Below are 13184 nucleotides of genomic sequence, written 5' to 3'. Positions count from 1 at the left end.
AACCTAGTTTTCACCGAGTTATCCATCTCAATACGCTCCTTTGGGTGGGAACTTGGCCTGAATCCTGACCGTGGAAAGGCTCTTACCCCTTTCGCTTCTATGAGCGCCTTCATCGGTCGCCCCTTGATTGTAAGCATAGCAAAACTAAGGCTTTCAAGAAACTCCTGGTCGAGATGCCAGGATCGCCTAGAAAGATTTGTGGCAGGCTTGACTCCAATTGCTGATGACCACTTCTCCCTCAGGCAACAATAAATTGCACCTTGACTGTTTTATGCGGGTTTATCCTGATTTATGACGGTTTAAGAGTATCTCTACAGTTCAAACTTCCTTCGGCAAATAGGTACATCATCCTGTTATTGTGCAACACCAGTAAGGCAGAAGCGTAATCCCATTACTAATTTAGAGATTGATGAGGAGTTATCGATTCTCTAGCGGCAGCACTCACCCAATCAACGAAAAAAGTCAAAAAGACAAAACAAACCAGCGTCATGCCCACACTCGGATAATCAAAGCTGCTCAGTTGTTCGGTCAACAATACCCCTAATCCTCCAGCCCCAACTAATCCTACAATGACCGTCTCCCGCATACACACCTCCCAGCGATAGAAAATATAAGCCAGAAAACGAGGTAAATTCATCGGGAATATCCCATAGAGAAACAAGAGTGCTCCTGGAGTTCCTTGTGCTTTTAAGGCTTCTAAGGGAGGCTTTTCCAAATTTTCATTGATTTCTGCCATCAACCTGCCAAGGATGCCTAGATTATGCAATCCTAGGGCGATCGCACCAGGTAACACTCCCGGAAACATGACAAACATCACCACTAATGCCCAAATTGGGGCAGGAATAGCTCTGCCAAACATTAGTATGATCCTGGTGAATACTAGGATAGACCAGCCTTGTAAGGCAGCTAATCGCGAAGCTTTTGGACTGGGATTGAGCAATCCCCCTGGTAGCAAAAAATTATGGGCTGCTGGAAAAGACAGAACAATCCCTACAAGACCAGAACCAGCACTCGCCAGGACAGACATAACTAGAGTTTGTAGTGATAACTTCCACAGCTGCGACAAGGGCACAGCCTTAAAATCGAGGGGAAATGATGCTTGGGCAATGTCACCCAAGAGTTTTTGAGTTCGGGGAGACCAAAACTTGCTCACATCAGGACTGACATACAAAAACCCCAAACAGCACAAGGCCACTAAAATTAAAACTACTGTCAAATTAATCCGGCGGCGCAAGATGACACTACTGATGTCAATTACAGCACTTAATAAAACTAGGGCATAGAAAAATGTCCATAGTTGTTCGTAACGCAGAGACTGTAAACTCAGCAAGATCTCATAGCCCAACCCACCAGCCCCAACCAGCCCCAGTACAGTAGCTGAACGAATGGAACACTCAAAGCGATAGAGGGTGTAGGACAGGAGATTTGAAAAGGCTTGCGGAATGATACTGTAAAGAAAGGCCATCAAGGGGGACACGCCACTACTGAGTAATGCCATCAAAGCACCCCGGGGCGTTTCATCCAGAATTTCTGAGAAGACCTTCGCGACTATTGCCCCATAGGGAATGGCGATGGCCATAATGGCCGCCAGAGGATCTAAACCCCAGATACTGACAAAAAAAATGCCCCAGATCATCTCATGAATTGCTCTGGGGAAGGCCAGCAGTCCCCGAATTCCCAGCCAGATGGGTTGTCGCAGAGTCCAGTGAGGCAAGACTGTCAACCACCAAACCTGGGAGGTGATAACTCCTGCCACCACGCCGAGCAAGATACTCAGAAAAGTGCCGCAGGCGGCATAAGCTAGGGTCGTGAGGGTAGCCTTCAGGGTCAGCTGCAGAAACTCAGGACTCACTTCGGGGTGCCAACTCGCCCGCAAGAATCGCAATAGTTGGTAAAATCCTCCCACATTAACAAGATCTTGCTCAAAGATACCAGCTTTAACAACCGCCATCCCGATAAAAATGACAAAACAAATTCCCCACAGCAGGCTGCGATTCAGTAATGGTGGACGAGATAAACTTTGAGTCATCTAAGTTATTGCAACGGAAGTATATTAGTTTAATAGTATTTTGGTTTCAAGGGAACAGTGGATAAAGTAACAGGGAAAATCAAACGGGTAACAGGGAACACAAATAGAAATTTATAGAATACCATAACACCCTAAAACTAGAGGTTAATAGACGAAACAAACGAAATAAATGGTAGTGTAAATATGTAATAACTTAGCTTTACTGTAGTCAAAATTTAGAAAATTAATAGAACTACTTTGGTCACGGTAATATCGTTGATAAAATTCAAGTTTAAATCATCATTTTTGGAACGTTTAGTTTGATTCAGTTGAGTCGATTAAAGATGATTTATAGACCTCTAATGTGTTTTAATATTTACTCCAAGTGCTATAGGATTTGAGACGGAAAGGTTCCTAAAAATTTCAAACTATACATTCATCAGATCAGTCTCTGTAGCATATAATTTGTCGATCATGCTCTGAGACAAAACCCCTGGAGGAACATCAAAGACAATCTTTCCCCGTTGCAATCCCACCAAGCGATCGCAATGACTGCAGGCGAATTCGATAGAATGCAGACTAGTTACTAATGTCTTTCCCCCGGTTTCACTTATCTCCTTTAGCAAATCCATAATTTCCCGACTCATTTGCCTGTCCAGGTTAGAAATCGGTTCATCAGCAAGAATCACGTCAGGATTTTGCACCAGCACTCTAGCTAAGGCAACCCTTTGTTGCTGTCCTCCAGACAGTTCCTCGGTTGGTGCATAAAGCTTTTCGGGAATTCCTACCTGAGCTAAAGCCTTGAGAGCAGTGTCTACCTCTTGGGGAAACAATAAAGAAATAAGAGCTTTCATCAATGACCAGCGTCCTAAATGACCGGCATTAACGTTATGAATCACCCGGAGGTTATTGACTAGATTGAACTGTTGGTAAACGGTGCCAAGGCGACGCTGCACCTGACGCAATTGGCGCGGGGAGATTCTAGCTAGATTACGACCTAAGACCCAGACTTCTCCTTCGCTGGGGAGTAAGATGCCATTGAGCAGGCGCATCAAGGTACTTTTACCTGCACCACTCGCCCCCACTAGGGCAACTCGTTCCCCAGGATAAATCTTGAGGTTAAGGTTAGTCAATGCCCGAAACTGGCCAAATTGCAGGGATACCTGTTTGAGTTCAAAGATAGGAATTTTAGTCATTGGTGATTAGTGATAAGCTCTTCAGGATTTGGCGTTGCTTAATATTGGAATGATTTTAAAAGTTTTTAGGTGGGCTTTCCGCATCTAATTATTAAATTCGCCACGGGTCGCACCTGTGGAATGGGCATCTTGCCTGTTCGGCGATCTTTTCTGGCTGGCAGGATGCCCACCCTACTCCTATTCAGCGCGAAGACTGACGCAACGCCACCTAAATTGCTCAAAGGTAACAGGGAACAGCGGATAAAGGAACGGGGAATAGCCAATTTAAATGTACATCAGCTTATTTACTTAATCTTGCCAATTTTCCGTCCAATTTTCTCAATTTGGGCATAGTTGTCATTTTTTGTAGAAATAAATTTAGTAGCTCCAAATAAGTCAAGAATTTCTTTTTGCTCGGGAACATTAGGATCTAGCTTTAACAAGGCGGCTTGAACCCGCTCGACAAAATCATCCCCGTAGCGTTCTTTGACTTTAGGATTAATCACCCAGTGATAATCATAGTAAGCTGGAGTTCGCCAAATCAACTCTACTTTTTTTAAGTCCACATTTCCAGCTGCAACGCGACTCTTCCAGACCTGTTCGTTCAAGGCTCCTACCTTGTAGCTCCCTGCCTCAACCAATTGAATGGTGGCATCGTGGGATTTTGAAAACCCAACTTCACCTTTAAAATCGTCTAAGGTTACCCCTGCTTGTTCGAGAAAATACTGGGGCATCAAGCGTCCAGAGGTAGATGACTCACTGCCAAAAGTTAAGGTATGACCTTTCAAAACTTTTAAATCTTTAATATCCTTAATGGGTTTGAGCCCGCTGCTTTTATTGGCGATAAAAACGGTGTGAAATTCAGCATCAATATCCCGTTGAGCGATCGCTTCAGCCTCTTCTACCTGTAACCGTGCTTGAACCCCAGTCAGTCCACCAAACCAGACCAGATCCAAGTCCCCCACCCGAAAAGCTGTTACCGCTGCTGCATAGTCAATCACGGGCTTGTATTCTACCGGAACCTTTAACTCCGCTTCTAGGTAAGCTGCAAGCTTGCCGTAGAGTCGCTGTAACTTTTCAGGATCTTGATCGGGGATTGCTCCAGTGGTAAAAGATTGAACCTGAGCCCCATTTCCAGACGAGGATGTAGAATCGGAGCTAGGGGCACAGGCAGTAACCGGTAGTAATAGGACTAAAAGAAAACCTAGTAAGATTTTTTTGTTCATTGTTTTCTTCCTTGATCATCAAACTGTGAAGATTATACTTTGGCTAAGGTAAAAATTTAATTTTTTTATCCCAGATTTCGCCGATCAAGTTGTAGTATTAAAGTAATACGCTAATAATTCTGTGTAGCTTGGCGATTTTTTTTACCTATAAATAGTTAATTTGGCGCTATCGATGTTTGATCAGCCACAGATAAAGCCTGATTATTACCTATGACACTGTCAAGTCTGGGATGTGGGTTTTATTGAAGCAAAATTAGATAAACTGAAGACAGCTTTTTCAATTTTTTCAACGGGTCTCATGCAGCCAGCTCCTCAACCGATCACCACAGATTTAGTCTTAGTTGGTGGTGGTCACAGCCATGCGATCGCTCTCAAAAAGTTTGCCATGAAACCTCTGCCTGGTGTCCGTATAACCCTGATTACCGACAATGCCCACACCCCCTATTCGGGAATGCTACCAGGTCATGTTGCCGGTTTTTACACCTACGATGAAGCTCACATCGACTTGCGTCGTCTGGCGGTGTTTTCCAAAGCCCAGTTATATTTAGACCAAGCGATTGGTCTGGAGTTAACTGAAAAGAAAGTAATTTGTGCCAATCATCCCCCTGTTGCCTTTGATTATTTATCCATTGATATTGGCAGTACGCCAGCAAGGGTTGGAACACCTGGTGCAGCTAAGTATGCGATTCCTGCAAAACCGGTTCCCCTGTTTTTGGCAGCCTGGGAGCAAATCGCTGCCCAGGTGGAACACAATCCCATGGGCCCTCTCACCTTGGGTATTGTTGGGGGTGGAGCTGGTGGAGTAGAACTGGCCCTGAACATGCAAGCAAAATTGCATCAAATTTTAACCGATGCTGGTCAACCGACGGAGAAGTTACAAATTCATTTATTCCATCGAGGTACTCAACTGTTACCCCAGCACAATCGTTGGGTCCGGGGTCACTTAGAAAAAATTTTATTCCAACGAGGAATTAGAATCCATTTAAGGGAAGAAGTGAGTCAAATATCTGCTGATGCCGATCAATCCCAACCCCTCAAGGTGATCTGTGACTCTGGCTTAAAAGTTGAATGCCACCATGTCTTTTGGGTGACTCAAGCCTCGGCTCCCAGTTGGATTAAAGCCTCAGGACTAGCCACTGATGAGCGCGGGTTCATTCTCGTTGCCGATACCTTACAGTCGATTTCCCATCCCCATGTCTTTGCTACTGGAGATATTGCCACCATGCAAAACTACCAGCGGCCTAAAGCTGGGGTATTTGCTGTTCGTCAGGGAAAACCATTATTTGAAAACCTGCGACGGATTGTCTTAGGCCAAAAACTGCTCCCTTACCATCCCCAGGCTCGATATTTAAGTTTAATTGGCACGGGGGACAAACAAGCGATCGCTTCTTGGTCATTTTTGGAGTGGCGCTCACCGCTGCTGTGGCTATGGAAAGACCAAATTGACCGCAAATTCATGGATAAGTTTGACGATTTACCGTCAATGGAAGCGGAAGAACCAAGCAGTAGGGGAGATCAAGAGTCCAAAAGACAAGAAGACAATCTCTCCAGTTCCCTGTTGCCATCACCGATTAGCAAACCCAAAATGCACTGTGCAGGCTGTGGTTCAAAGGTGGGTAGTACAATCCTAGAAAAGGTGATCAAACGGCTGCCGATCATGGGAGGAGCCGATATTATGATTGGATTGGGGGACCCAGATGACGCAGCTGTTTTGCAAGTGCCAGCCGGTCAACTGCTGGTACAGACAGTCGATTATTTTCGTAGCTTGATCGATGACCCCTATATCTTCGGTCAAGTTGCCAGCAATCACTGTTTGAGTGACATTTTTGCCATGGGAGCAACCCCTCAAAGTGCCTTAGCCATCGTCACCATTCCCTACGGGACAGACGAAAAGATCGAGGAAACCCTCTATCAATTGATGTCGGGAGCCAATAAAATCCTCCAAGACTGTCAGAGTCCCTTAATTGGTGGTCACACCACTGAAGGCGCGGAATTAGCCTTTGGTCTGTCCTGCAACGGGCTAGTTAATCCCGACCAACTTTTGCGCAAAAGTGGGATGAAACCTGGGCAAGTGTTGATGCTAACCAAAGCTATTGGTACAGGAACACTGTTTGCAGCTGATATGCGCTACCAAGCTAAAGGTCGCTGGATTGAGCAGGCCCTTGAATCCATGTTGCTCTCCAATCAAACTGCTGCCCAAGTCCTTCTTGAATCCGGCGCAACAGCCTGCACTGACATTACTGGATTTGGGCTGTTCGGACACCTTTTAGAGATGGTAAAAGCCTCCCAAGTGGGAGTTGAATTAGACTTAGATGCCATACCGATTTTGCCAGGAGCCATAGAAACCGTGGAAGCAGGAATTACCAGTTCCCTACACCCTCAAAATTTACGACTAGCCATCTACATCAATAATGCTACCCAGGTTGGTGATTTAGCCAAATACCAGTTGTTATTTGACCCTCAAACCTCTGGTGGACTCCTGGCTGCTATTCCAGCTGAAAACGTTGATGAATGTATCAAGAAGTTGAAAACATTTGGCCACAAACAAAGCTCCTTGATTGGTAGGGTTATTCCTGCTCCGGAAACTATGCCAATTACCCTGAGGAATGTAGAATTGGGAATTGAGAATTGAGAATTGAGAATTGAGAATTGAGAATGCAGTATTGGGCATCTTGCCTGTCCTTAGTTCTTTGTGGAATGGGCGTCTCGCCCGTCCAAAACATGCAAGTTAAATGTCGAACAGCTTAGGTGGGCAAAAATGGGCGATTTATCAGTCTAATCCTTAAAGATATTCATTTTGCCCACCCTACTAGCTTTGATTACTTGTGGGATAGACATTTTACCTGTCCTTGCCCACCCTACTAGCTCTGCTTTTGCAGATTTTGTTCAAAGCTGTAAATCATCAGCAGTCCCCCAAGTTGCACCATTAATTGTGCCATTGTTACCATGACTTGTACGATCAGAAACGGTATTGCCACTCCCTTCGTTCAAAGGCCAATATCCCTCTAGTCCTGGTTCATTCCCGATCAAACGGCGGGATATATCCTTTTGGATTTCTGCCTGAGTACGAGTCACTCCCCAAAGCCTAACTTCAGCAATCTTACCCTTAAAAAGATGGGTTTCATTGTTATCGTTATATCTGCCAATTGCTAAATCATTTTCGGGCTTGTAATCAATACCAGAAGATTCTAGAGCTCGATTTGCTTTTTCTACTCCATCTACATAGACCTTCATTTCTTTACCATCGTAAGTTCCAGCAATATGATGCCATTGATTTAATGTAAGGCTATTGCTTTTACTATTCAAATAAATAATTTTTTGAGATGAGGTTTTCAAAGCAAAAAATATCCCGCTTTTCCCATTGAGTAAGAGACCGTATCCACTCTTAGCAGCACCTGTATCAAAAACATTGGAAATAATACCAGCCTCTCTAACTTGGGCTTCACAATAAACCCAAGCTTCTAGGGTGATCTCTTTGGCAATTTTAAATTCAGGCTGATTTCCCAAATCGATATAATCATCCTGACCATCAAACGTGAGAACGGCCTGTTTGGATGACACATTGGAAGACACAGAAGATGCCGAGGGTCTTTTCCTACTATTTGCATCTTCATCATAATAGCGACCAGTATCTACATTTTCTAGTACCCCCAAAGCATCGGGAACCAGCACGGCGGCGGAAAAGTAAAGGGTGACGAGGTAGGAGGCGATCGCTTTCTGGTCAATGCCCATCAACCGCACAGAGACACCTGGAATCTCTTCATGTTCGCCAATCAAACCTGTTTTACGTAGCCCTACAACTCCTTGCTGCGCTTCACCCACGCGCATCAGCAGAATATTGGATTTGCCTTTGGCGTCCACAGCAAGTTTGTTACTGGCAATAATGGGAACTCCACGCCAGGTGATAAAGGGCGATCCAAACAAGTTCACTGTGGCTGGGGGAACCCCACGACGAGTGCATTCCCGACCAAAGGCGGCGATCGCCTTGGGGTGAGCCAAGAAAAAGGCTGGTTGTTTCCACACCTTAGCCAGGAGTTCATCAAAATCATCTGGGGTAGGGGGGCCTGTGCGCGTTGAGAGTCGCATGGAAGGATCCGCCCTGTGGAGTAACCCAAAGGCTCGGTCTGGATCACCATTGCCATCGTTGTTGACAATTTCCCATTCCTTGCGCTCCCTTAGCCCTTCAATAGTCAAGCGCAACTGCTCTTGCAACTGATCTCTGGCATTACTGTAGAGGTCACTGACCCGGGTATGCACCCGCACAATTGTTTGAGCCACCCTTAAGGGATATTCCGGCGGATCATCGTCGTAGTCAACAAAGGTTTGGGTGAGGGTGGGTTCCCCTTCGTGACAACTTAAGATGTCAATGTTCTTTTCTCCGTCATCGTTTGCGGCAAAACCCTCTGAAATCCTGACATCCCGTCGGTTGACACGGTAAGTCCCCCCTGACACTTCAACCCAAGGCAATAGCTGGAGCAACCAGCGTGGTGAAATGGCCCGCATTTGCGGCGGGGATTTGGTGGTACAGGCTAGTTTCTTGGCTGCACGAACACTTAAACTCTGTTGTGGCTGCTCCGATGTGTAAACCATGGGATGGGTTCTCTTAAACGATTAGGGTTTTTATATTGAGTTTTAAGCTCGCAACGCATCTAATTTGTATAAACAACAATCATCAGTTTCTTGTGGGATGGGCGAGATGCCCATCCGAAACATACAAGTTAAATACGCAACAGCTTAAGATAACTGGTGTTTTGCTTTTTTAATTGCTGCGATCAGCTTATCTACTTCTCCAAAGGTGTTGTAAAAGGCTAAGGATGGGCGCACAGTGCTAGTCAACCCAAACCGTTTCAGGGTGGGTTGGGCGCAATGATGTCCAGCACGTACGGCAATGCCTTCACTATCCAAGAATTTCCCCATATCCTCTGAAGAAATATTCTTAAGGGTAAACGACAACGTACTGACCTTATCCGGCGCTGTACCAATCTGGCGCAATCCTGGAATAGCTGCCATTGCCGCTGTGGCATAGGCCATCAATGCTTCTTCATGTTTAGCCGCCGCTTCAAAACCAATTTGATTGAGATAGTCAATGGCTGCCCCTAAACCTACAGCTGCTGCCAGGTTGCCGGTACCTGCTTCAAATTTAGCTGGAATGTCGTTAAAGGTGGTTTTTTCAAAGGAAACAGACTCAATCATGTTGCCACCGCCTTGCCAGGGGGGCATCTCTTTGAGTAAAGCTGCCTTGCCATAGAGAGCACCAATGCCAGTGGGGCCAAAGAGCTTGTGACCGGAGAAAACATAAAAGTCAGCCCCCAGGTCTTGAACATTGGTTCGGAAATGGGGAACCGATTGAGCCCCATCGACCACCACCGTAGCACCATGGCGATGAGCCATAGCTGCCATGGTTTTGATGGGCAGCACCGTTCCCAAGACATTGGAAACATGACTCAGAGCAACGATACGGGTGCGATCGCTGAGCAGTTTTTGATATTCCTCCAGTAGGATTTGCCCTTGATCACTAATAGGAGCAACCTTTAACACAGCTCCTTTCTCTTGGGCTAGCATCTGCCAGGGCACAATGTTAGAGTGGTGCTCTAAGGTAGTGAGCAAAATCTCATCCCCAGCTTTAACATGCTTGCGACCATAGGTTTGCGCCACCAGATTAATCCCTTCGGTCGTACCCCGTACAAAGACAATTTCCTTGGCTAAACTTGCGCCCAGAAACCGTTGAATTTTCTCCCGAGCGTCTTCGTAGGCATTGGTAGAGCGCGCCGCTAGGGTATGAGCCCCTCGGTGTACATTGGAATTATCCTGCTCGTAGAACTGGGATAGAGTATCGATCACGCTCTGGGGTTTTTGACTGGTGGCCGCATTATCCATCCAGATCAGTGGCTTGCCATGAACCTGCTGGTGCAGAATTGGGAAGTCTCGCCGTACCGCTTCCACATCAAAGCCATCTTTGGGCAGTTGCGAGGTTTGTTGCTCAGTGGAAGGCTTGGATGAAGTTGACTCCGCCGGTTTTGAGTCTGGCAAAAAGTAAAACTTAGGTGTGCTTCCAGGGGGCAGGGGCACCGCTGCTGGAGGTTCGGTTAGAGACTGATGCAGATCTGCTTCACTCAGAGGAATGCGACCAACCCCTTCCTCTAAAATGCTCAGGAACTCGGCACCGGGTAGCATCTCAACCTGAGGTAGAGCCTCGCTGGTGCTCCGTCCCCCAAGTTGTTTGAGGTTTTGGATTTCCCCTTCCCCTTGACCTTGTAGCTCACGGCTTTGGGTTTCTATTGCCCCTCCGAGTTGTTCGGGAGCCACCATGTTGCTACCGGATGGGTCACCAGCAGGTAGCGTAGAGGCAGCAGAGGTGATGGTTGGAGACAGATTTGGCAAAAAGTAATAATCGGGGGAACTTTCATCAAATAAAGACGCAGGTTGGGAAGAAGCCGCTGTTTTACCCTGGATATCAGGAGAGGATTGTTGGCCCACTGCACCAGCTTGTTCAGGGTTTAGCACCGTTTTAGCTTTTGGTTCAACCTCCGATCCTACCTGTTCAGGGTTCTGCAATGCTGTACTGGTAGATTCTGCTGCTCCCATCTGGTCTGAGCCAGATTGAGGGGAAGCCGGAAGAGCAGGTTCGGTTGGCACAACGGCTGCCATGCCTTGCTCAAACAGACGCTGTAATTCGGCTGAGTCGGGTAGGAACTCGCTGAGGCTGAGATCCCCCATCCCTGTGATGCCATTGCCACTGCTTGGAGATTGACTGGGTACTTGACGCCCTGGCCGATTGGCTTCGCTAGCAGCAGTGCTGGGTGCAGTTGTGCTTTTGGTTGCTGCCTCACTGGTTTGAGTCGGAGACAAGTTGGGGGTTTGTGCTGAGGAGATCTCAGGCATTAAGGCAGAGCCAGAGGTATCCCCCTGAGGCACTGGCGTTAATGGGGCAGATGTGGGTGTTTTTCCCTGCAGATCAGGAGATTGCTGACTAGTTCCAGCCATCTGGTCTGGGGTTGACCCGCTGGACAGCAGCTGTTGAGCTTCAGCTCCCAATAGGTCTAGACTCCCCAAACCAGAGATGATTTGTTGAGCCTCAGACATGATTGGGTCTATTATTTGACCTAGACCCTGTAGGCTGGACAGCTGCTGTTGGGCATCACAGAGCAATTGCTCTGAACTTTGCCCACTATTGGTCTGCTGGGGTTGAGTCTCTTGTTGCTTGGGACTCTGGCTGCTGGATTGAGCTTGAGCAGCCGCCACAGGTTGACTTGAACCCTGTCCAGTCAGCATTTGTGGTATCATGCCAGCTATTGCCTCTGGTGAGGTTAGCGGTTCGGGTAGCTGGGCAAAGAGCTGATTCAATATCTGATCTAACATTTGGGGATCGGATAGATCCCCTCCGAAAGAGCTTTCAAGGGGTTGACTGTTCTGAGGCGATGGGGAAAGATTTAAACCTTGTTGTTCAGTCATAATTATGGTAGGTCGTAATATCTACGTTCTCCAGAACGCCTAGGGCGTCGGGCACAAGGCAGGCTACGGAAAAATAGGTGGTAATCAGGTAAGTGGCAATCGCCTGGTCATTGATCCCCATTAAACGCACGGACACGCCCGGCACTTGTTCTCCAGACACGCCAGTTTTGTGTAGACCCACCACCCCTTGGGCGGCTTCGCCAACTCGCATCAGCAGAATATTGGTTTTGCCCTCGTTTACCTTCAACTTATTACTGGGAACTACCGGAACCCCTCGCCAGGTGATATAGGGAGAACCAAATAGTTGAACGGTTGCAGGGGGAACACCCCGAAGCGTACATTCTCGGCCAAACGCAGCGATCGCTTGGGGGTGGGCTAAGAAAAATGCTGGCTGTTTCCAGACCTTTGTCAATAGTTCATCAAAGTCATCCGGTGTGGGTGGCCCAGTACGAGTGGAGATGCGCATAGATGGATCTGCGGCATGGACTAAGCCATAGGCTTTGTCGGGATCACCATCACCATCATGGTTAATAATGTCGTTTTCCTTACGTTCCATCAATCCTTCAACGGTGATGCGCAACTGCTCTCGCACCTGATCCGTGGCATTGCTGTAGAGATCACCGACTCGGGTATGAACCTTCAAGATTGTCTGGACAATACTCAGGGGATACTCCCGAGGTTCATCATCGTAGTCAACAAAGGTTTGGGTGACGCTGGGTTCGCCTTCGTGACCACTTAATATTTCAATGTTCTTTTCCCCATCATCGTTCGTGGGCATCTCTTCTGTAACTCTGATATCTCGGCGGTTCACCCGGTAAGTACCACCTGAAACCTCAACCCAAGGTAGAAGCTTGAGGAGTAAACGTGGGGTCTTCCCCCGCATTTGGGGCGCTGTTTTAGTCGTCGTCGCTAAATTACGCGCTGTTTGAGTACTTAAGCTTTGTTGCGGTTGGTCTGGTGTATAAACCATCTTTTAAATCCAAGCAGTACATTAATTTAATTCACCAGGATTAATATACTATATGCTGACGCGGATAGCAATTTAGAGTAAACAAATCTTGTCTCTTGTTAGGTAATCGGTAATATTTCTTAATTAACCATGGCTTATTGTGCTTGTTGACAAGGGATTTTACAAATTATATAGTTTATATAGTGTTTATTGAATTACCAAAACACTATATAATCAAATATTGCACAACTACAAAAAACTTAATAACGGCAGTGATAACAATCAATTTGAGTACTTAAATAGTCAAATATTATCACTTTTACCTGTTCCACGTTCCCTGTTCCCTAGTTTTACAGGTAAAATTTTAACTTGGA

The 13184-nt window shown here is 46.5% G+C and carries 8 protein-coding genes and 1 pseudogene; 2 read left to right on the top strand and 7 right to left on the bottom strand.

The annotated features are described in order from the left end of the window. A partial coding sequence (locus F6J94_RS19950; protein WP_293043614.1) for a hypothetical protein occupies positions 1–252 on the top strand: 252 nt, incomplete at its 5' end. 142 nt (positions 253–394) lie between these two features. Here the strand turns inward: F6J94_RS19950 and F6J94_RS19945 are convergent. The 3 genes from F6J94_RS19945 to F6J94_RS19935 all read right to left on the bottom strand — a co-directional run bounded on the left by F6J94_RS19945 (position 395) and on the right by F6J94_RS19935 (position 4409). Continuing rightward, positions 395–2029: an ABC transporter permease gene (locus F6J94_RS19945; protein ID WP_293043612.1), complete on the bottom strand. Its 1635-nt coding sequence runs from the start codon at positions 2027–2029 to the stop codon at positions 395–397. A 407-nt stretch (positions 2030–2436) separates the two neighbouring features. Next, positions 2437–3204: a phosphonate ABC transporter ATP-binding protein gene (locus tag F6J94_RS19940; RefSeq protein ID WP_293043610.1), complete on the bottom strand. Its 768-nt coding sequence runs from the start codon at positions 3202–3204 to the stop codon at positions 2437–2439. Between the two features lie 284 nt (positions 3205–3488). Then, entirely contained in the window at positions 3489–4409 is a 921-nt protein-coding gene (locus F6J94_RS19935; protein WP_293043608.1) for a putative selenate ABC transporter substrate-binding protein, read from the bottom strand. A gap of 298 nt (positions 4410–4707) precedes the next feature. Between F6J94_RS19935 and selD the strand changes: the two genes are divergently transcribed. Further along, positions 4708–7041 (top strand): selenide, water dikinase SelD, encoded by a 2334-nt coding sequence (selD, locus tag F6J94_RS19930; protein ID WP_293043606.1) that lies wholly within the window; start codon positions 4708–4710, stop codon positions 7039–7041. A 254-nt stretch (positions 7042–7295) separates the two neighbouring features. On the opposite strand, the gene F6J94_RS19925 is transcribed toward selD, so the two are convergent. From F6J94_RS19925 to F6J94_RS19910, 4 genes and pseudogenes are all read right to left on the bottom strand, one after another. Next, the gene (locus tag F6J94_RS19925; protein ID WP_293043618.1) at positions 7296–7970 is read right to left on the bottom strand and encodes a LamG domain-containing protein; all 675 of its coding nucleotides are present in this window, start codon (positions 7968–7970) and stop codon (positions 7296–7298) included. Between the two features lie 54 nt (positions 7971–8024). Then, positions 8025–8999 (bottom strand): annotated as a pseudogene (locus F6J94_RS19920) (family 2B encapsulin nanocompartment shell protein); the annotation flags it as partial. 144 nt (positions 9000–9143) lie between these two features. Continuing rightward, the gene (locus F6J94_RS19915) at positions 9144–10373 is read right to left on the bottom strand and encodes a cysteine desulfurase (protein ID WP_293043616.1); all 1230 of its coding nucleotides are present in this window, start codon (positions 10371–10373) and stop codon (positions 9144–9146) included. Between the two features lie 1480 nt (positions 10374–11853). Beyond that, positions 11854–12831: a family 2A encapsulin nanocompartment shell protein gene (locus F6J94_RS19910; protein WP_293026123.1), complete on the bottom strand. Its 978-nt coding sequence runs from the start codon at positions 12829–12831 to the stop codon at positions 11854–11856. Positions 12832–13184: the final 353 nt, after the last annotated feature.

It is taken from the genome of Moorena sp. SIO1F2, assembly GCF_010672755.1.
GTDB lineage: Bacteria > Cyanobacteriota > Cyanobacteriia > Cyanobacteriales > Coleofasciculaceae > Moorena.
The sequence above is the reverse complement of the archived record's forward strand: the minus strand, read 5'-3'. Positions and strand labels throughout refer to the sequence as shown.

Bases quoted from the DNA above. Each gene is read 5' to 3' on its own strand.
- F6J94_RS19940 (WP_293043610.1), bottom strand. From the start codon at position 3,204: ATGACTAAAATTCCTATCTTTGAACTCAAACAGGTATCCCTGCAATTT.
- selD (WP_293043606.1), top strand. From the start codon at position 4,708: ATGCAGCCAGCTCCTCAACCGATCACCACAGATTTAGTCTTAGTTGGT.
- F6J94_RS19910 (WP_293026123.1), bottom strand. From the start codon at position 12,831: ATGGTTTATACACCAGACCAACCGCAACAAAGCTTAAGTACTCAAACA.
- F6J94_RS19945 (WP_293043612.1), bottom strand. From the start codon at position 2,029: ATGACTCAAAGTTTATCTCGTCCACCATTACTGAATCGCAGCCTGCTG.
- F6J94_RS19935 (WP_293043608.1), bottom strand. From the start codon at position 4,409: ATGAACAAAAAAATCTTACTAGGTTTTCTTTTAGTCCTATTACTACCG.